This is a genomic window from Intrasporangium sp., assembly GCF_035688975.1.
GTDB lineage: Bacteria > Actinomycetota > Actinomycetes > Actinomycetales > Dermatophilaceae > CALMNV01.
In genome coordinates this window covers 1-20,827 of record NZ_DASSMH010000033.1, presented here as the reverse complement: position 1 = coordinate 20,827, position 20,827 = coordinate 1, and the positions used below count along the sequence as shown (strand labels likewise).

The window sequence follows — 20,827 nt, the reverse complement described above, 5'->3', positions numbered from 1 at the left end:
TGTGCGACCCCCCACGGCAACGAGACTGCGCACGTGGCGTCTCCTCCCGGATCGATCGTGTCTGACGTCCTCAGGCTCCAAGAGCCCGGGTTGGACGACAATGGGACGTTGGTACTAGTACGTCGACGGATCGCCCGCCTGGCCGCTCGACCGGTGCCCGCCCATGGCCAGTTCGCCTGCGCCACAAACGAATCCGCGACCGTAGGGTCACGACCCGCTTCACGAGAGCTCAAGGGCGTCGAAAAGCCAACCCCCGAAATTGGGGATGGCGGGCCACCACGGGCGGGGGTTATGGCACTAGTCCTCCTCGCCGACGATGGGAGCGTCCGTGGAGTCCGTCCACGGAGCGCAGGGGGCGCCTTCGGGCACGCCACATCAAGGGGGATCACGATGCTTACTGCATTCCGCTCGCGCCGAGGCGGGAGCCGAGGAGACTCACCACCACAGAGCACAAGCATGAGCCGGCACCACGGGGGGGACACTCCAGGCGCCGGCGCTCCATCGCCACGCCGGCTCCGCCGCTGGCTGGTCCCCGTGGCCGTCAGCGCGCTGGCGTCCATCGGGGCCGCACCGTTCCTGGCGCTCCCGGCCCAGGCAGCGGTCGCGGGCCGAGGCCCGGTCGACTCCCAGAACGGCTACCCGACGTGGTACTCCGACGGCACGACCAAGCTCCAGCTGTGCTACATGGCCGGAGCGGGGTGCCTGGCCGAGCCCCCGGACCCCACCGCTCCGGCCTCGTATCCTGACAACTTCCCCGGAGAGTCGTTCTGGTTCAACGCGGAGGCCGCCGGGGGAAACCTGCGGCTCTACGAAGCCGCCCTCGAGGCAGCCCACCTCGGCGAGACCGCAGTGCCTGGAGAGCAGATCGGCTTCGGACGGCTGCGGTTCCTGATCAACGGTCTCCAACCCGGCAAGACCTACAAGGTCACCCACCCGTACGGCGTCAACACCTTCGTGGCCGCTCAGGACCCGAAGGTGCCGACCCTCGGGTTCATCAAGCAGACGATCGACGACGGCGTATGCGCCCCGACCCCCGCCGTCCCCTGTGACTGGGACGCGGTGGGAGCGGCATTCCTTGGCGACTACCAGGTCGGATCCACGCCGAGCTTCCTCAAGCAGGACGGAGCCGCCCCCGGCACGCTGGGCGACATCACCGCCTCGCGCACCGTCACCGGCGCGCCGTCGGGAGTCAACGCGGTCATCATCGAGGGGCCCGACGCTGGAGGGCCCGGCATCGACACCCTCACGGTCAACACCTTCACGGTGCAGGGCCTGATCTTCAACGGTCCCGACGCCGCTCCCTCCACGCCGGACCTGACGGCCGCCAGTGACACCGGCCGGTCCAGCACCGACAACATCACGAGCGCGACCTCGCCCACCTTCACGGGCACCGTGCCTGGGGTCGGCGCCAGCGAGGTCTCGGTGGACCTCATGCTGGACGGCTCGACCACACCGGCCGCCTCGGTGACCACCCTCAACGGTGCCTACAGCATCGCCCCGGGGGTTCCGTTGGCTGCGGGCACGCACCGGGCGCAGGTGCGCACGCCCAACCCGGCATACCAGCTCGACGCCAACGGGCAGCCGCTCGACCCCACGGTCCCGCAGTTCCTCGTCTCCACGACGCTGACCTTCACCGTCGACACGACGGCTCCGGTGTCCTCCATCGTCTCGCCGTTCCCCTCCAACCCCTCGGCCGACAACACCCCGACCCTCAACTTCACGACCGAGGCGGGCGCGAGGTCCGAGTGCCAGCTGCTCCCGAGCAACGCGACGTGGAGCGCCTGCGTCTCCCCGATCACGTATGACGCGCAGCTCGACGGCGACTACACCTTCAACACGCGCGCGACTGACGCCGCAGGCAACGTCGGCGCACCGGCCACCTTCTCCTGGAGGATCGGTCCCCCGGACACCACGCCGCCGACCCTCACCTCGCAGTCCCCGGCCCCGAACGCCACCGGCGTGCCCACGCTCAATGACGTGACGGTGACCTTCTCGGAGAACGTCCGTGGTGTCGACGGGACGTCGTTCGTCCTCGACGACCCCAGCGGCGCCCAGGTGCCGGCGACGGTGACCTACGACGCGGTGACCAGGCGCGCCACGCTGAACCCCAGCGCCACGCTCGCCGGCAGCACGCGCTACACCGCCGCCCTGTCCAACGCGATCACCGACAGCTCCGGCAACCCCTTCGCCGGCACGACGTGGGCGTTCACGACGGTCGACACGGTCGCCCCGACCGTCTCGACCCGGGCGCCGGCTGACGGGGCCACCGGCGTGAGCACAACGGCGAACGTCACGGCTACCTTCAGCGAGGCCGTCACCGGCGTCAGCGGCACGACCTTCACCCTCGTGGACGCGGTCGGCAACGCGGTCCCCGCGACGGTCACCTACAACGCCACGACCCGGGTCGCCACGCTCGACCCGACCGCGTCGCTCGCCGGCACCACCGGATACACGGCGACCCTCACCGGAGGGGCCACGGCCATCCGGGACAGCGCTGGCAACCCCCTCGCCGACACGTCGTGGTCGTTCACCACGGGGACGCCCCCCGACACCACGGCCCCGACCGTCACGGCCCGCACACCGGCGTCAGGCGCCACGGGCGTCAGCACGGCCAGCACGGCCACCGCCACCTTCAGCGAGAGCGTGACCGGCGTCAGCGGCACGACCTTCACCCTGAGGAACGCCGCTGGCACCGCCATCGGCGGGACGGTGACCTACGACGCCACCACGCGGGTCGCCACCCTCACCCCGAGCGCCGCACTCGCTAACAGCACCACCTACACCGCCACCCTCACCGGCGGCAGCACCGCGATCCGCGACCTCGCCGGCAACCCGCTGGCGACGAGCTCCTGGTCGTTCACCACGGCCGCTGCTGCGGACACGACCCCGCCGACCATCACCACCCGCACGCCGGCCTCCGGCGCCACGGCGGTCAGCCTCACCGGCAACATCACCGCCACCTTCAGCGAGAACGTGACCGGCGTCAGCGGCACCACCTTCACCCTGAGGAACGCCGCCGGCACCCTCATCGGCGCCACGGTGACCTACAACTCCACGACCCGCGTCGCCACCCTCGACCCGACCGCGTCACTCGTGGCCGACACGAGGTACACCGCGACGCTCACCGGCGGCACCACCGCCATCCGCGACGGGGCCGGCAACCCGCTCGCCACGAGCAGCTGGACCTTCACGACCGGGCCGGCCCCGACCGTGACGGCCCGGACGCCCGCCAGCGGCGCCCTGGGTGTGAGCCGGGTGGCGAACATCACGGCCACCTTCAGCGAGAACGTGACCGGCGTCAGCGGCACCACGGTGACCCTGCGGAACGCCTCCACCGGTGCGCTGATCACGGCCGTGGTGTCGTACAGCTCCACCACGAGGACGGTCACGCTCAACCCGTCCGCGACACTGGCCGCCAACACGAGGTTCACGGCCACCCTCACCGGGGGTACGGCAGCCATCCGTGACATCGCCGGGAACCCCCTGACGACCACGGCGTGGAGCTTCACCACCGGCGCCTGACGACGCCGGGTGGGCAACCGACGGCCCCGGACTGGTCGATGACCGGTCCGGGGCCGTCGCCGCTGCCCCCGCGTGTCTCCCGCCGCCCCGGCTCAGCCGCGCCTGTCCTCGTCTGAGCCGAACCGGCGCTCCGGTCCTCCCTCGCTGGCGCTCGGTCGATCCTCACGCCTTGGCTCAGCCGCGCCTGTCCTCGTCTGAGCCGAACCGGCGCTCCGGTTCTCCCTCGCTGGCGCTCGGTCGATCCTCACGCCTTGGCTCAGCCGAGCTCGGTGCGCAGCCGCGCAACCCAGCCCGGCTCGGTCCCGTAGCGCTGGCTCTTGATGAGCCGCAGGGCCGCGCAGTCCTCGACGAGCTCGGCCATCCGCTTGTCTCGGGTTGCCGGCTGCTTGGCGGACAGCACCCAGTGGGTGCACACCTTGCGATAGGACGCCGTGGCGCCGTCCCAGAAGGAGGCCGCACGGGCGTCGGACCGCAGCAGCGCCTCGTACTCCGCCGGCCAGACCTGATCGCCCTGCTCGTAGGCATAGATCGCCGACCGGTCCTCCCGACGACGTGCGTATGCCGCCAAGCCCTCCGGGCGCATCCGGCCCTCCGCCCGCAGTCGCTCCACGGCCTCGATGTTGATGCGGCTCCAGGTGCTGCCCGGCTTGCGCGGCGTCCACCGCTGCCGCACGGCGTCGTCGTCGATCCGTTGCACCTGCGAGTCGATCCAGCCGAAGCGGAGCGCCTCCGTGACGGCATCCTCCCACGTCAGCCCGCGGGGGCGAACATGCTTCTTGCGCAAGCCCATCCACAGCTCGCTCGCCGTGGCCGCGTTGCACTCGAGCCACTCGCGAAAGTCGGCTAAGTCGTCGAAGAACGTGGCCGGCCGCTCCGGCGTCCCCCCGAGGTGCACGTCAGCCCCCGCTCACCGACAGCTCGGCCTGGGCGATGGTCGCCCGGTGCTCCTCACTGAGCTCCCTCGACTCCAGCCACCGGTCAGGCAAGGCGACGACCCGCGGCGAGCCGGCACGCCCACGCTGCCCCTCCGCCGCCTTCCCCGGCCACGGCGTGTCGCGGTCGAGCGTGGCGAGCAGCGCCTCCAGCGTCGCCATGGAGTCCACCAGGGCGAGCGAGTTGCGGATCGCCGAGCCGGCGGGGAATCCCTTGAGATACCAAGCGATGTGCTTGCGGATGTCCCGGCACGCCCGCTGCTCCTCGCCATAGAAGTCCGCGAGGTATGCCGTGTGCGTGAGCAGCGTGTCGGCGACGTCCCCGAGCGTGGGCGTGGCCCGAGCTTCCCTGCCGGCGAACGCCGCCGCGAGGTCGGTGAAGAGCCACGGCCGGCCCAGACAGCCGCGGCCGACGACGACCCCGTCGCACCCTGTCTCCGCGACCATCCGAAGCGCGTCCTCCGCCGACCAGACGTCGCCGTTGCCGAGGACCGGGATCGAGGTCACCGTCTCCTTGAGCAGGCGGATCGCCGTCCAGTCGGCATTGCCGGAATACGCCTGCGCCGCTGTGCGGCCGTGCAGGGCGACCGCCGCGACACCCTCCTCCTCGGCTACGAGCCCGGCCTCGAGGTATGTCAGATGCGTGTCGTCGATTCCCTTACGCATCTTGACCGTCACGGGGACGTCGCGCCTCGCGCCCTCCTCGACGACGGCGCCGACGATGGCGCGGAAGAGGTCCTGCTTCCACGGCAACGCTGAGCCACCGCCCTTGCGCGTCACCTTGGGCACCGGGCAGCCGAAGTTGAGGTCGATGTGGTCGGCCCGGTCTTCCTGGACCAGCATCCGGGCCGCCGCTCGAGCCGTTGCCGGGTCGACGCTGTAGAGCTGGATCGAGCGCGGGCTCTCGTCCGGGTCGTGCTCGATGAGGCGCATGGACTCCGGGGAGCGCTCGACGAGTGCGCGGGAGGTGATCATCTCGCTGACGTAGAGCGACGTGGCCCCCGAGGCGTCGCCCGCAGCGGTCGCCTCGGTGCCGGACTCGCGGCATAGCCGCCGGAACGCCCGGTTGGTGATCCCGGCCATCGGCGCGAGCACGACCGGCGACCCGATGACGTGGCGACCGATGCGCAGCGGCGGCAGCGCGGGCTTCCCGCTGGCCCGGGGCGCAGCGGGTGCCGACGGAAGGGTCGTGACGTCACTCATCACCGATGATTGTCCCTGCTCCCCCGCTCTGGACCGAATCGACGAAACGCAGCACCGCCACGGCGAAGGCGACCGGCTGGTCGAGGTTGGACAGGTGCGTCGCCCTCGGGATGATCTCCTCACGCGCCGACGGACATGTCCGCAGGAACTCCCTTGCGCCGAAACGGAACTGGTCGTACTGACCGTTGAGCAGCAGCACCGGGCACCGCACACCGGTGAGCATCGACGGCCGGCAGTGCGTCATCACCTCGCGCCACGCCGCCGCCGTCGGGGCGAAGAAGTAGCCGCCGGCGATGACCGGCTCGATCCGCTCGGCCGGGTAGAAGCGACGCAGCACCCGGTTGTTGATCCGCGTCATGCGCTCGGGTCCCAGCCGGTCGGTGAGCGCGGCGACGGCGCGGTAGGCCGCCGCGCCTGGGCCGGTCGGGGTCGCGCTGCAGCCAGCGAGCACGAGCCCGGCCAGCGTCGCTCCGTGCTCCGCGGCATACGCCATGGCCACGTAGCCCCCGAGCGAGTGCCCGAGCAGCACGACCGGCGCACCGGGCGGCGCGGCGTGGACGGCCTCGGCGACGGCCTCGACACAGCGCGCGAGAGTGAACGTCTCCGACGCCCGGGCCCCGTGCCCCGGCAGATCGACGAGGATGACCCCGACGTGCGGCGTGAGCAGCGGCAGCTGTGGCGCCCACTGCGCGCTCGACAGTCGCGACCCGTGGACGAGCACCACCTGCGCGGACACCACCACCAGCACCTCCGCCCCTGAGGATGCCACGATGTCTGCGGTGAGCCACCTCGTCAGCGCCACCGACCTCGCCACCGCGCTCTCGCACGTCGTCGCCGCTCGCCCCCCGTCGAGAGGCCACTTCCGCGCAGGCCCGCCCCCCGTCGAGAGGCCACTTCCGCGCACGCCCGCCCCCCGTCGAGAGGCCACTTCCGCACAGGGCCAGCGCACCAAACTGGCCACTCGACGGGTCGGGTCTAGAGCTGGATGCCGCGAGTCAGCGCGCCGTCGACGACCAGATTGGTGCCGCTGACCCGGCGGGCCACGGGGCTGGCGAGGAAGACAACGGGGGCGGCAACCTCCTCCGGCGTGCCCATGTGGCCGGTGGGGTTCAGGCCCACGGCCGTGGCGTAGAGGGCCGGGTCGCCTGTCTCGATGCTCGCCCAGACGCCCCCCTCGAAGTAGGTGTTGCCTGGAGACACCGTGTTTGCGCGAATTCCCTTGCCCGCCAACTGCATCGCCAGACCGTGGATGTATCCGACAATGGCGGTCTTTGCCGTTCCATAGGGACCCGAAGCGAAGTCAGACTCGCGTCCGGACACGCTGGAGATGGCGATGATCGAGGCGGCGGGGCTTCGCTCGAGGTGCGGCAGGGCCGCCCGGACGAGGCGCACGGTGTGCATGACGTCGACGTTCAGGCTGGTCTGCCAGTTCTCCTCGGTGTCGGGGATGGCGAGGGCGCTCACGTTGGCGACGACGACGTCGAGCCCGCCGAAGTCCGCCGCGGACTGTTCCACCCAGCCGGCGAGCGCCGGCCCGTCGCCGACGTCGACCACCGCTCCGACAACGGTGCCGCGGTCACGCAGCGCCTCCTGGGTCGCGGTGACCTCATCGGGGCGGCGGGCACAGAAGCCGACCACGGCGCCTTCGTCCAGAAACGCCTCGACGATGGCGCGGCCGATGCCACGGGTGCCTCCAGTGACGAGGACGCGGGTTCCGTGCAGTTGCAGATCCATGAGGGGCCTTCCAGGGTCGGGAACGTGGGTGGACGCGTGCGGTTCAGACGGCGCCCAGGGAGCGGGCCCGGGCTCGTAGGTCGGCGTGGATGCCGCCGAAGGCGTCCGCGGCTGGAAGCAGGGCCTTCGCCGCCTTGACGACGACGCTGTAGTTGGCGTCCACGACGTTGGCGACGGGGACCTGGGCGACCTGCGAGCAGAGTTGGTAGGCATCCATGGGATGCAGCCCATAGAGCCCGGCGACCCAGTGCACGAGCTCGGCGTTGCCGATGCGCCACGAATCCTCCATCGGTCGGCTCGACCCCACTGTCATCCAGTGCGTGTCGTCCTCGAGGCGTGGCCAGGCGGGTCCTCCACCCTTGATCAGCTCGACGATGAGAGTGGTCGTCATCGCGCCCTCCACGGCGGTGCCGCACGCCTCCCCCTCGCCCTGGCGGTAGTGACCGTCTCCGACGGAGAAGAGGGCGCCCTCGACGTTGACGCCGAGGAAGACAGTCGAGCCGGCGCGCATCTGCGGGGTGTCCATGTTGCCGCCGAAGCGGTCGGGCACGAGGGAGGACCGCACCTCGCCCCCGGCGGGCGCCACGCCAACGGTGCCGAGCATCGGCTCGACGGGCAGCTCGATGCGGTGCTCGCTGTGCCGCGCCGCGAACGCGACGGTGTTGCGGTCACGGTCGAGCTCGTAGATCCACGTGGTGTCGGGCAGCGGCTCCTGCAGGGTGACCACCCGGTCGGTGCTCGTCATCCCGCCGAAGAAGGGGATCGCTGCGGAGGCGCCCCAGTCGCGGGCCGGTTCCAGGGCCACGAGGTGGAGCGCCAGCGTGTCACCCGGCTCGGCGCCCTCGACGTAGAACGGCCCCGTCTGCGGGTTGACGAACCTCAGGTCCACCTTCGCGCTCGACAGGTCGTCGACGCTGCGCAGCGCACCACCGAAGGCGTCGTCGGACCACAGCCGTAGTGCGGTGCCTGGGGTGATCCGCATCGCGGGCGCCGCGCCACCAAAGGTGTACACGTACTGCTCACGGGTGGGCGTGTACTCGATGACGTCCATGGCCGGAAACTATCTCAGGCCTGACGCAGCCGCACATGGTCGCGGTTCAAGTCACCCACCCGGGTCACCCCGAGGAGCGCCAAGGTGCCGATGACCTCGGCCCGAAGGATGTCCGCGGCCCGCTGCACGCCTCGCTCCCCGCCGGCCATGAGTCCGTAGAGGTACGCCCGGCCCACCAGCGCCGCTCGCGCGCCCAGCGCGACCGCGGCGACGACGTCAGCCCCCGAGAGGATGCCGCCGTCGACGTAGACCTCCGCGCGGTCCCCGACGGCGTCGACGACGGCGGGAAGCACCTCCAGGGGCGTCGGCGCGCGGTCGAGCTGGCGCCCACCATGGTTGGAGACGATGACCGCGTCGGCGCCGACGTCGACGACGGCGCGGGCATCGGCGACGGTCTGGACACCCTTGACGACGAGCGGTCCGACCCAGGCGGACCGGAGCCAGCGCAGGTCCTCCACCGTCGCCGCCGGATCGAAGATCCGACCGACGAGCTCCGCGACGGTCCCGCCGGAGCGACGCAGTGACGCGAACTCGAGTGGGTCGGTCGTCAGCAGGTCGAACCACCAGGCGGGGTGCAGCGCGCCCTCCGCGAGGGTCCGCAGGGAGAGCGACGGCGGGATGGTCAGGCCGTTGCGGACGTCGCGCAGCCGAGGGCCCGCGACCGGCGTGTCGACGGTGAGGACCAGTGCCTCGTAGCCGGACTCCCGCGCCCGGGCGACGAAGTCGCGGCTCGCCGCCCGGTCGCGCCACAGGTAGAGCTGGAACCACCGCCGCCCGTCGGGGGCGGCCGCGGCGAGCCTCTCGATGGAGGTCGTGCCCATGGTCGAGAGCGCATAGGGTATGCCGGTGCGGGCGGCCACGCGGGCGACGGCCGGTTCTCCTTCCGTGTGCATCATCCGGGTGAAGCCAGTGGGGGCAAAGGCCAGCGGCAGGGAAGCGGGCCGGCCGAGGATGGTGGTGGATGCGTCCACCGACGAGACGTCCCGCAGCACGCTCGGAGTGAACTCCACCCGGGCGTAGGACTCCCGCGAGCGGCGCAGGCTGAGCTCGGCACCGGCGGCGCCGTCGGTGTAGTCGAAGACCGCACGGGGGGCACGGCGGCGAGCCAGCAGGCGCAGGTCCGGGATGGACGCGACGCCCGCCAGCCGGCGCTCGGCAGGGTGCAGCGACAGGGCCCTTGGCTGCAACAGGGGCGCGAGCTCGGTCCAACGCGGCCAGTGTCGGACAGTCATCCCCGTGTTCTACACGACGTCCGCGTGGCGCGCGAGGATGCGCTCCGCGGGCGCTGAGGCGCGGCTCGCGCCCGGTCGAGTGGCCAGTTGTGCACCGGGCCTACCGTGCGGAACTGGCCACTCGACGGGGCGGGGCGTGCGGAACTGGCCACTCGACGAGGCGGGGCGTGCGGGGCGGGCAGGGGGCTACTTCGTGGGCGGCGCGGGCTGGGGCGCCTCGGGCAGCTCGAGCGGAAGCGCCTCCCGGCCGCCGACGAAGGCGAGCGACAGGCTGCGCGCCGACGCCGGAACCTCGAAGGTGAGCTCCCCGCTCGTGGAGGCTCCCTGGGGGACCAGGGAGATCCCGAGCTGGTCAGAGCGCGGCGGCGTGGGAGCAACTCCTCCCCCGCTCACGGTGAACGAGGACGCGCTGAGCCGCACGCCCTGGGACTCGGTCGCGGTGAGGCCGACGCGGACGGAGAAGCGCCGCTTCCCTGCAGCCACGGGGTCGGGATCCATCGGCGGCGCCATGCCGGGCATGGCCGCCGACCCGCTCGTCTGCTGCATGCCGGAATGCAGCTTCCCCGGGTCGTAGGGCACCACCGCCTCCACCCGCAGCAGGCCCCCGGGGACCTCCACGACGCCCGCGACGCCGGCTGCCGGCCCCGCCGAGTCGTCCCTTCGGGCGAGACCCCACAGCCCAGCGCCGAGCACAGCGAGCACGCACACCGCCATGAGGAGCGTCTCGCGGGGCGTGATGCGCGCACCGCCGGCCGCCCTGCCGCTCCCGAGGACCCGGCCCATGGGGTGGCCCACGTGCCCCATCAGACGGATCCAGGGAGGGTCTGGATCGGGTGACCACCGGCACGAGGGTCGTCCTTGCCCGTGAGAGGCGTCGGCGCCGACCCCGCTGGCGGACGCGGATAGATCCGCAGGATGCCCCAGAGGCCGCCGCTCTGGTGGTGGAACCCGACGAGACACCCGTAGCGGAAGTCGCCCGCCGCCGAGCTCGCGCCGCCGTTCAGCTCGACGTTGAGGGCCCGCCCGACGCTGAACCCGCCCTGGGCGCCGACGAGGTCGGACCCCGGGTCCCCGGGCTGCCTCATCCACGAGTGGCCGCTGACGGCGAAGGAGTGCTGCCGTGGCTTGTCCGCTCCCTGCAGGACACGCACCCGCACCTGGTCACCGGCGTAGGCCCGCAGGATGGGCGTGTCGGGGTCGCCGTGGCGCTGGGAGCTGAAGACTCCCGCCATCCGGTCCGCCAGCGTGTCGGGCAGCGACGGATCGAGGGACGGCCCCATGCGGTGCGAGAGCATCGCGCTGCGGTAGTTGAACCCCTTCTGCCCGCGGTCCTCGTAGTCGAGCAACGATGGTGCCTCGCCGGGGACCGGCGGGTGGTCCGGCTTGTCCGGGATCGGTGTCCCGTCGGCCTGCCGCAGGTTGAGTCCGTCCTGGAAGTAGACGCCGAACTCACGGAAGCTCGTGCCCGTGGAGCGCCGGATGTCGGCCGCGGCGCCGGCCTTGTTCGGCGTGCCCGCCGGGAAGGGGCCGAGCTGGGCGCCGGTCACCGGGTCGTGCCAGGTCGACCCGGCGGGCTCGACGACGATGCCGCCGAAGAGGCCGTGGTGCCGGTGACCCCGGACGTCGCCGTAGTCCAGCAGGTTGGCCGCCCCGAGCTCGCCCACGGGCACCGACGCGGCATACCAGAGGTACTTCCGGGAGGTGCCGGGGGCCACGGTCTGGTCGTCGTTGACGCCCACCGTCGCGCCGTCGGAACCACGCACGTCATAGCTCAGCAGCTGCGGGTGTAGCGACACGCGCAGCCCGGCGGGGGTGCTGCCGGACTCCGTGGGGAGCGCAGGATCGCCGTCCGCCGTCCCACCGTGCCCGAGGAAGCTCTTGTCCAGCTTGTTGGTCAAGGTCACCTCGACGCAGTCACCCGCGTTGGCCCGGATGGTCAGCGGCTCCGCCTTCTTCGCGCCGGAGCGGACGGCGGCCTCGTCGGCGGCCGTGACGTACATCAGCCCGTAGGGGTCGTTGTCCCCGGCCGCGTCGTAGGTGAGCGGCCGGTTCATGGCCACCACCGAGTACGTGCGCTTCGGCGCCGTGGACGGGCACGGGTTCCCCGGGTTGGCGGCGGGAAGCGGCAACGTCAGGGTCGAGGGCCGCGGCACCCGGCCGAAGGACGAGAGCGCCGTCGTGAAGCTGCGGGTCGGCACGTTGTCGGGCAGGGGCAGCAGGTTGGGCTGCTTCTTGTCGTGGAGCCGGAGGATGCCCCACATCCCCTCGTAGACGTCGTCGGTGGCGCTTCCGGTGTAGATGAAGTCCCCGCGGCAGCGCTTCTCCGCCTCGAGCGAGCCGCACGTCACCCTCGGCGTCTCGAAGTTGAAGGCGTCCGAGACCCCGACCGCCTGGGAGGAGACGTAGGGCGACTGCGGGTCGTCCGGCTCCTGTCGCCAGCGCATGCCGTGGATCGTGATGACGTGCTGCTCCTCCTGCGAGCCCTGGATGAGCCGCGTGCGGACGTTGTCGCCCGAGTAGGCCTGCAGGATGGGCGTCTGCGGGTCCCCCCACGTCGTGGAGCTGAAGACGTATGCCGGGTCCACCTTGGTGCCGTTGAAGGTCTGCCTCAGGCGCAGCGGCGCGTTGCGGTAGTTGACGCTCATGGTCCCCGGGTCGTCGTCGGGGAACTCCTCCGGGACCTCCGGGGCGTTGACGGTCCCGGCCGCCGTTCGAGAGTCTCCGCCCTTCTTCGTCAGGGAGACGAAATCGGCCACGGCCAGCCCGAAGTCCCGGAAGTCGTCCGCGGTCCCGGGGCCGATCATGTCCACGGCCGTACCGGCAGCGCCCCCCTCGCAGCTGGACCCGCATACGGTGCCGTGCGAGGTGGAGTTCACCGGTTGCAGGTACCGGCCGGTCTTGGGGTCCCGGGCGTCGAAGCCGGCCGGCTCGATGACCAGCGCGCCGTAGAAGCCCCGGTTCTGGGCCACGGCCGCGAAGTGGTGGTCGTGGGTGAAGACGGTGCGCAGCTCGTAGTCGGCATACCACCGCTCGTGGAGCGTCTGGCCCATCGGCGCACCGGCGGTCGCCGGGTTCCAGCTCGTGGGGTCGGGCAAGCGGCAGTCGGTGTCGGTGCAGCTCTGGGTGCCGGCGCGCAGCCGGGCGTTGAAGTCGGCCTGGTCCTTGGTGAACGCGGCCTGGTTGTAGTTCCACCCGTTGGTGGACCCGTCGCTGCCGAGGACGTCGAACTTGACGAGGTGGATGTGCTCGGCGATGAGGTTGGTCTGCTGCAGCTTGAGGAACGCGTCGTCACCGACCCAGTTCGGTAGTCGGTTGGTCAGGTTGTAGTTGATGCAGTCGCCTGCGTTGGCGCGGAAGAAGAACGGTTCGGCAGGCTTGGTCCCGGCAAGGACGGCGTCGACGTCCTTGTCGAGGACGAGCAGCCGCCCTTGCGGATCGTGCTCTCCCGCCTCGTTGTAGACGATGTCGCGCTGGATCGCGGAGACGTTGTAGGTGACCTGCCGCGCCCCGGGCGGGCACGGGTCGCCCAGCGGCGCCCCGGGCTTCGGCGCCGCGGTGCCGTAGCGCTTCTGCTGGACCTGCGCCTCCACGGCGACCTTGTCCGGGTCGACGGGCCTGCCACCCGCCATTCGCACGGCCGGGGCACCCGAGGGCCCGCCCTCGGTGACGCCGCCGGGAGGCTGCGGCGGGCGCCAGCCGACGACCCCGGGGATGAACCTCGGGTAGCCGGGGTTCGACGCGGTGGGCGCCGGCAGCGACGCGCGACCGGGCAGCGTCTGCAGCTGCCGCACGCCGACGCCGTCGGGAGTGCGTCCCGTGCCGTCCTCGTAGACGTCGTGGGTCCGGTAGAGCGCCCAGAACCCGTCGGCGAAGTGCGGGTAGAGGTGGCAGTGGAAGATGGAGTCGCCGATGGTGCCGCTCTTGGACCCGGAGCCGAAGAGCAGGTCCGCGGTGAAGGCCTCCCCCGGACCGAACGTCTGGGAGTCGATCGTGGTCGACTCGGGCTTCTTTCCGGCACCGGGAGTCGTGGGGTTGGTCCCGGCGGTTCCGACGTCGTGCGGCTCAGCCAGCCACTGGTGGGCGTGCATGTGGAAGACGTGCGTCTCCTTGACGCCGGCCAGGGCGAAGCGGATCTTCGTGGGGTCGCCCACGTAGCTGTGCACGACGTTGGAGGTGTAGCACGACTCCGGCAGGCCGCAGTCCTCCTTGTCGCCACCAGGGGTGGGCAGCCACGGCCCGGGGCCGCTCGCGAGCTTGACGAGGGCGGGGTCTCCGTAGACCCACGAGGAGAGGGACGTCTCCTCCCCGATGCAGTCGCCGCAGCGGCCCGCGCCGCTGCGGTTGCGTGCCGGCTCGCTGCCGTAGTTGAACCCGAAGCCGACGCTCGGGATCTCGTCCTGCGCGATCTGCACGGCCTCGCGGAAGGCGTTGCCGGTCGGCGGCTTGATGTCCGCCGCGATGTAGAGCTCCCCGCTCTGGCCGCTCGTCCCGGTGTAGAGCGGCGCCCCGCTGGTCGGGTCGGTCCAGACCGAGCCGGAGGGCTCGACGACCAGCGCTCCGAAGAGGCCCTGCGACTTGGCGCCGCCGTCGGCCTCGCCCTCGATCGGCACGCCCCGGTCCTCGATCAGGAACATGCCCTCCTTGCCGGGGGCGGTCCACAGCATCGTCGTGCTCTGCCCGGGGCCGACCGTCGTGTCGTCGTTGAACCCGACCGACCCGCCGTCCCCGTCCTGGGCGTCGTAGGCCACCCCGTTGGCGTGCATCGACACCCGGCCGTCGGGGACGCCGGTCTCTTCCCCACCCCCGAAGATCTCGTTGGTGAGCTTGACCTCGATGCACTCGCCGGCGTTGGCGCGCAGCACGAGCGGCCGGGGTCGCAGCCGCCGGTTGCCTGCTGGGTCGGCCGTCGGGTCGGCCGCGAGCGGACGGGACCAGTTCTCGTATGCCGCCCGGTCCTGGCGCAGGGCGTACATGAGACCGCTCGGCACGACGTCGCCCCAGCGGTTGTACGGGATCGCGACGGAGATCGCGACCACGTCGTAGCGGCGCTGGGCTGTCTGCGACGTGCACGTCGCCGTCGACGCGGCGGTGGCGGCGGACGCGGCAGGGACAGCGCCGAGGGCGAGAGAGCTGGACACGAGCCCCGTGCACAGCACCACGCCGGTCAGCCGTCGGCGGGGCGCGGCGGACCGCGTACCGGCCCACGGCCGGCTGACGGGAGACTGCCGCTGGGCCCCGAGCATCGTCCTGACGGCGCCGAGCGTGACGAGCAGGAGGAACGCCGCCGCGAGCGTGAGTGCAGCGTCCGGCAGGGCATTGCCGAGGTGCGCCCAGGTGGCGGTGCCCGGGACGTTGCCGCCGCTCGTCACGAGCGTCTCGGCCGCCTGCACCGGCTGGCCGCCGTGGCCGCCGTGGCCGTGCCCGGCCGCTGCGGCGGTCGTGGCCGCGGCCGGCGCGGGCAGGCGCGCCGGCACGGCTCGCAGCGCAGCCGGAACCGGGGGCAGGGTGACGACGAGGAGCATGTGGTGCGCCAGGTGCGCGTGCAGCGTGGCCAGCGCCTGGCCCACGGCGCCCGCCAAGGAGGCGTAGACGACCGCGGCCGCGCCACCGCGGCGTGCCGAGAGTCGCCGGGCGGCGGTGCAGGCGAGCACCACCACCAGCGTGCAGACCGGGATCCCGAGGGCCGCCTCGAGCAGCCACGGCACCGGACCGCCCACCGTGGCGGGGTCTGCCCCGGACCGCGCCGCCCGGACCAGCAGCGCGGTGCCGACGGCCTGTGCCGTCGCAAGCGCGCCGACGAGCAGGACCACGCGCAGGGCGGCGCGCGCCCGGCCTCCCGGGGCGCGCCGACCGCTGGGCGAGGCGAGGGACGAGAGAGTCACGGCATACCCAGGCATTCAGCTGGCCTCGATCCAGGTAGAGCGGACGGAGCTGTTCTTCGCCCAGTCCACGGCACGGACCCTCACCTCGTAGAGGCCCTTGCCGACGAAGGCGCCGGTGCTGGACGTCTTGCGGCCGTCCCAGGTGAACTTGACCGTGACGGCGCCCGTGGCGGTCTTCGACGGGAGCCTGCGCAGGAGCACTCCGGCTTGGCTCAGGATGTCCACGGTCACCGTCGAGGCCTCGCTCACCGGCACGGCGATGACCGGGCTCGAGACGCCGGGCTTGAACGGGTTCGGCGTCGCGGTCACCGTGCCGATGCGCGGTGCGATGGTGTCGATGCGGACCGAGAGGAGGTTCGTCGTGGCCGTCTTGCCGGGGTCGACGGCGCGGGTGACGAACGTGTAGGAGCCGGAGGCCAGCACCCTGCCCGCGGTGTCTCGGCCGTCCCAGGGGAAGTACAGGGTCTTCGGCCCGGTGCTGGTCTGCGGCGGCAGGTTGCGCACGGAGGTGCCGGCCGCGTTGACGACGGCGACGGTGACGAAGACGTCCTCGTCTGCCCGCGCGGCTGAGATCTTGACCGTCAGGCGAGTGCTGGCGGTTGTCGGGTTGAAGGCGGTCGGGCTGACCGAGGTGGTCACACCGGGCGCGACGGTGTCGAGCCGGACGGCGTCGTTGATGAAGTCGGTGTAGACGTTGCCGGCCCGGTCGGTCCCGGAGAAGTGCCAGGTGTAGAGGGCGTTCGGCAGCATGAGGCCCGCCTGGTCCCGGCCGGCCCAGCTGACCTGGGCGACGTTGCTGTCCCCGCTCGCGGAGTACCGCACCGAGCCGGCCGCATCCTCCAGTCGCCACGTCCAGCGCATCACCTTGCTGAGCCGCAGGGTGACGTCCAGGGTGTCAAGGCGTCCGTCGCCGTTGGGCGAGATGTAGCCGGTGTCGGTGTTGAGGTCCACCTGCCAGACCGGCGAGGAGGCGTCGACCTCGACGAAGAGCGGGGCCGAGAGGGCGCTGACATTGCCGAGGGGGTCGGTCGCACGCGCCGTGACGGCCGAGATGCCCGACGTGAAGGCGACGGTCGCCGTGACGGCGTAGCCGCCGTCCGCGTCGGCCTGCCCGCGCCCGACCTCGACGCCGTCGGCGAAGAGCACGACGGTCGACGACGGGTCGACGGAGCCGACGTCCCCGATGAAGGTCGGGAGGGTGACGCTGGTGAGGTCGTCGACGTTGGAGTCACCGGTGTCGCTCGCCGGCGCGAGGTCGGGGGCCCGGGGGGTCCTGGAGGCCGAGTCCTCCGTGTACGTGGCGAAGGAGCACGCCGACGCGTTGCCGGCTCGGTCGGTGGCCGTGACGCCGAACGTCGTGACGCTGTTGTCCGGGACGGTTGCCGAAAGGCCCTCGGGCGGCAGGTCCGCGACATCGACGACGTCGAAGGGGGTGGCGCAGGTCGCGTCGTTGCGGTAGAAGCGCAGCACCGCGCCCGCCTCGGCGCCGACGAGGAGCTGCACGCTGTTGGCGTTCGCCGGGCCGGGGTTGCCCAGGCGCAGCGTGGGAGCGGCCGGGGCCACGGTGTCGAGCTCGTACGTGGTGAGGAAGGAGCACGGCGTCTCCGTGCCGTCGGAGGCGATCGCCTTGCCGTAGTAGGACGTCGTCGGCCGAGCCGGGTCGGTGGTCAGGGTCACGACGAAACCGCCGGTGTCCGAGGCCGTCACCGGGGCCGCGGTCGCGTCCGCCAGGCAGTCCACGTCGGAGTAGACCGTCACGGACGAGCCGGCGGGCGCGGTGCCGGTCATCACCGGCAGGGGGTCGCGGCCGGGAGAGGTCGGCGACAGGCTGACAAAGGCCACCGCCTCCAGGGCGACCGCCGGGGCGCCCGGCACCGCGATGCCGAGGGCGACCACCACCCCCACGGCCCGGACCACCCGACACGCGGTCCGGCCACGCAGCTTCCATCCGACGAGCACGCGAATACCCATGGCCCCCCCAGCCTTTCTCCGGGGCAACCGTGACGCACGCACCTTGGGGGTTCCTTGAGGGTCGGCTGGCCCCTGTCGGCGGGTGGCCCCTCGCTGGCTGCGCTCCTCAGCCGGCGGGCGCGCGGGCGAGTACCTCCGCGAGCGGGGTGGCCGGGTGACCGGTGATCCGCGGCACGGCGTCGCTGACCGCAGCCAGCTCGCCGGCGGCGATGGCGGTGTACGTCGACACCCACGCGTCGACCTGCCATGCGGGTGCACCGTATGCCGCGCGCGAGCGGTAGGCCTCGTCCACGGTCTCCGCGTGGTAGCTCACGGGGCGGCCGGTGGCCCGGCTCATCACGTCGGCCACCTCGTCGAGGGTCAGCGCCTCGGGGCCGGTCACGTCATGGGTTGCGCCGGCGTGTCGCGCGGGATCCCGCAGCACCGCGGCGGCGAGGTCGGCGATGTCGTCCTGCGCGACGACCGCGACCCGTCCCTGCCCTGCGGGACCGCGCAGCACGCCGTCGGGACCGACCATCTGCGGGAGGAAGTCGGCATACAGGCTGTCCCGGAGGAAGGTGAACGCCAGGCCGCTGGCCCGGATGTGCGCCTCGGTGGCCCAGTGGTCGCGCGCCAAGGTGAAGGTGGCGTCCGGGCCGGCCCCGAGGAAGGAGACGTAGACGACGTGCTCCACACCGGCTGCGACCGCGGCGTCGACGAAGGTCCGGTGCTGGTCCACCCGGTCCGGGGTCTCTGCGGCCGAGACCATGAAGACGACCGGCGTGCCCGCGAGCGCGGCGCGCGCCGCCGCACCGTCGGCGTAGGAGGCCCGCGCCACCGCGGCACCCGGCAGTCGGGGCGCCCGAGCGGGGTCGCGCACGAGGAGCCTCAGGTCCACACCTGCGGTTGCCAGCCGCTGCGCCACCCGGCTGCCGAGCCGGCCCGTCGCTCCCGTCACGGCGATCCTCATGTGGGGCAAACCGCGGGGTCCCGGCGGTTTCTTCCCGCGGCCTGGTTCAGCAGCCGGACCAGGCGAGCAGGAGGACGCACACGTCGTCGCGAGCCGACTCGTCCTCGAGCAGCGCCGCCATGAGCGACCGGACCGCCTCGGCCGGTGGCGCGGCCTGCGCTGCGGTGGCCGCCGCGACGAGGAGGTGCAGCCCCTCGTCCCAGTCGCGGTCGCGCCGCTCGACGAGACCGTCGGTGTAGAGCAGGAGGCGGTCACCGGGCGCAAGCTGCAGGTGGCCCTCCTCGCGCACGTGCGGGTCGAGGTAGGCACCGAGCGGTGCCGAGCGGCCCTGCCACAGCAGTCGCGGCGGTCCGTCCGATGGGAGCAGCACGGGCGGCGGGTGGCCCGCGCAGGCGAAGCGTACGACGCCCGTGCCGAGGTCGAGCTCGGCATACGCGAGGGTGGCCATCTGAGCCGCGTCGACCCGGTCGACGAAGCCGTCGAGGCGGGCGAGCAGGTCAGCCGGACCCAGGTCGGGGCCGGCGAGCACCCGCACGGCGGTGCGCAGCTGCCCCATGGCGGTGGCGGCGGTCAGCCCGCGGCCGACGACGTCGCCCACCCCGAGGTGGAGCAGCCGGTCGCCGTCGCCGAAGACGTCGTACCAGTCCCCGCCGATGGAGAGCATCTCCACCCCCGGTCGGTAGGCGGCCGCGACCGTGAACCGGTCGTCGACGGGCGGCTCGACGTCGAGAAGCGCGTGCTGCAGCTCGTGGGCGACGGTCGCGCTCTGCTCGTAGAGGCGTGCTCGGTCGAGGGCGAGCCCGGCCTGCTGACCGACCGCCGTGAGCACGTCGGGGTCGAGGGGCTCGTCGCCGGCTCCTTCGCGGGCCACGACGACGAGCGCGCCCTGGAGCCGGGACTGGCCCTGGAGCGGGATGACGACCCGGTCGGGCTCCTCGACGGCCATGCCGCCTGCCCTGACCTCGACCGGTGGCTCACCCGCCCCGGCGACGTCTCCGCGGTGCGGGACGAGGCGCTGATCGGCGTCGGCGAGCCACACCGTCGCCGACGCGGCGCCGAGCGAGCCGCGGGCCGCGGCCACCAGCGCGTCGGCGACGGCGGTGACCCCGAGCGCCTGCGACAGCGCGGCCGTCGCCTCCTGCAGGAGGCGCAGGTGTGCCGCACTGCGCTGCGCCGAGGTGCGCGCAGCCCGCAGCTCGTGCTCGTAGCGCGCGCGTTCGGTCGCGCTCGAGACCGCCACGTGGATCTCCTGGTCCCCAGCGGGCGACGCCCGCAGCTCGGCCGTCACGAGCACCGGCCGGCGTCCCCCCGGACCCCTGAGCTCCAAGGCGATCTCCTCCACCCGTCCCTCGACGAGCAGGAGCGGCGAGAGGTGGGTCTCCCAGTAGATCCGGCCGCCGACCGAGAGCAGGTCGCTGAACCTGACCCGCGCCACGACGTCATCGCGCGGGCGCCCGAGCAGGGACAGGAAGGTGCGGTTGCCGTCAACCACCGTGCCGTCGGCGCGGAGGACGACCAGGCCGCACGGCGCCGTCTCCCACCTGCTGTCGGGATCCGCCACGCTCACACGGCGGTCAGGTAACGCGTCATGGCGCCGACCAGCTCGTCCGGTGCGCTGAGGTTGGGGCAGTGCCCCGTCGCGTCGATGACGACGAGCTCGCTGTCGGCAAGGTGCTCGTGCACGTAGGTGCCCACCTCGACGGGCGCGATGACATCCTCCCGGCACTGCACGACGAGAGCCGGGGTCCGCACGCGCTCGAGGTCGGCCCGGTTGTCCGACAGGAACGTCGTGCGGGCGAACCCGCGGGCGATGTCGGGGTCGGTGCGGCAGAAGCTGCTCGCCAGCTCCTGTCCCAGCTCCGGCCGGTCCGGCCGACCCATGATGAGCGGGGCGATGTGCTCGGACCAACCGAGGTAGTTGCCGTCCATCGTCTCGAGGAGCTCGCCGATCTCCTCCGCCCGGAAGCCACCCACGTAGCCCTCGTCATCGACGTAGCGCGGGCTGGGCCCGACCATGACGAGCCGGTCGAACAGGTCCGGGCGCTGCGCGGCGGCGAGGGCACCGATCATCGCGCTCACCGAGTGGCCGACGAACACGACCGGCGGCAGCTCCAGCGCCTCGAGGATCTCCACGACGTCGGCGGCATACCCCTCGAGCCGGGCGTACCTCGCCGGGTCGTAGGCCGTGAGGTCCGAGCCTCCCGCGCCGACGTGGTCGAAGAGCACGACCCGGTGGCTCCGCTCGAAGGCCGGCGCGACGTAGCGCCACATGCCCTGGTCACAGCCGAAGCCGTGCGCGAACACCATGGGCGGGCCGTCCGCCCGCCCGGTGACGTGCACGTTGTGCCTGG

General features: G+C 72.4%; 13 protein-coding genes. 1 reads left to right on the top strand and 12 read right to left on the bottom strand.

The window, feature by feature from the left end; genetic code table 11:
- Nucleotides 1-534: 534 nt before the first annotated feature.
- Entirely contained in the window at nt 535-3,522 is a 2,988-nt protein-coding gene (locus tag VFJ94_RS03590; protein WP_325002819.1) for an Ig-like domain-containing protein, read from the top strand.
- A 256-nt stretch (nt 3,523-3,778) separates the two neighbouring features.
- On the opposite strand, the gene VFJ94_RS03585 is transcribed toward VFJ94_RS03590, so the two are convergent.
- The 12 genes from VFJ94_RS03585 to VFJ94_RS03530 all read right to left on the bottom strand — a co-directional run.
- Nucleotides 3,779-4,417: a YdeI/OmpD-associated family protein gene (locus tag VFJ94_RS03585; protein WP_325002818.1), complete on the bottom strand. Its 639-nt coding sequence runs from the start codon at nt 4,415-4,417 to the stop codon at nt 3,779-3,781.
- Between the two features lies 1 nt (nt 4,418).
- Nucleotides 4,419-5,657 carry a tRNA dihydrouridine synthase DusB gene (gene dusB / locus VFJ94_RS03580; RefSeq protein WP_325002817.1) on the bottom strand — a complete coding sequence of 413 codons (1,239 nt, stop codon included), beginning with the start codon at nt 5,655-5,657 and terminating at the stop codon, nt 4,419-4,421.
- Nucleotides 5,650-6,426, bottom strand: coding sequence for an alpha/beta fold hydrolase (locus VFJ94_RS03575; RefSeq protein ID WP_325002816.1), 777 nt, complete (start codon nt 6,424-6,426; stop codon nt 5,650-5,652). Before VFJ94_RS03575 ends, dusB begins: the two co-directional genes overlap by 8 nt.
- A 206-nt stretch (nt 6,427-6,632) precedes the next feature.
- On the bottom strand, nt 6,633-7,391 hold the full coding sequence (locus VFJ94_RS03570) for an SDR family oxidoreductase (RefSeq protein ID WP_325002815.1): 759 nt from the start codon (nt 7,389-7,391) through the stop codon (nt 6,633-6,635).
- Between the two features lie 43 nt (nt 7,392-7,434).
- Nucleotides 7,435-8,442 (bottom strand): acetamidase/formamidase family protein, encoded by a 1,008-nt coding sequence (locus VFJ94_RS03565; protein ID WP_325002814.1) that lies wholly within the window; start codon nt 8,440-8,442, stop codon nt 7,435-7,437.
- Between the two features lie 14 nt (nt 8,443-8,456).
- The gene (locus tag VFJ94_RS03560; RefSeq protein WP_325002813.1) at nt 8,457-9,674 is read right to left on the bottom strand and encodes an alpha-hydroxy acid oxidase; all 1,218 of its coding nucleotides are present in this window, start codon (nt 9,672-9,674) and stop codon (nt 8,457-8,459) included.
- A gap of 186 nt (nt 9,675-9,860) precedes the next feature.
- A complete protein-coding gene (locus VFJ94_RS03555; RefSeq protein WP_325002812.1) occupies nt 9,861-10,469 on the bottom strand; it encodes a hypothetical protein in 609 nt (202 codons plus the stop codon).
- An 8-nt stretch (nt 10,470-10,477) separates the two neighbouring features.
- Nucleotides 10,478-15,556: a hypothetical protein gene (locus VFJ94_RS03550; RefSeq protein WP_325002811.1), complete on the bottom strand. Its 5,079-nt coding sequence runs from the start codon at nt 15,554-15,556 to the stop codon at nt 10,478-10,480.
- Nucleotides 15,557-15,571: 15 nt separating this feature from the next.
- Nucleotides 15,572-17,527 (bottom strand): FlgD immunoglobulin-like domain containing protein, encoded by a 1,956-nt coding sequence (locus VFJ94_RS03545; protein ID WP_325002810.1) that lies wholly within the window; start codon nt 17,525-17,527, stop codon nt 15,572-15,574.
- Nucleotides 17,528-17,633: 106 nt separating this feature from the next.
- On the bottom strand, nt 17,634-18,476 hold the full coding sequence (locus VFJ94_RS03540) for an SDR family oxidoreductase (RefSeq protein WP_325002809.1): 843 nt from the start codon (nt 18,474-18,476) through the stop codon (nt 17,634-17,636).
- A gap of 46 nt (nt 18,477-18,522) precedes the next feature.
- Entirely contained in the window at nt 18,523-20,037 is a 1,515-nt protein-coding gene (locus VFJ94_RS03535; protein ID WP_325002808.1) for a SpoIIE family protein phosphatase, read from the bottom strand.
- A 2-nt stretch (nt 20,038-20,039) separates the two neighbouring features.
- On the bottom strand, nt 20,040-20,827 hold a 788-nt coding region (locus VFJ94_RS03530), incomplete at its 5' end, for an alpha/beta hydrolase (RefSeq protein WP_325002807.1).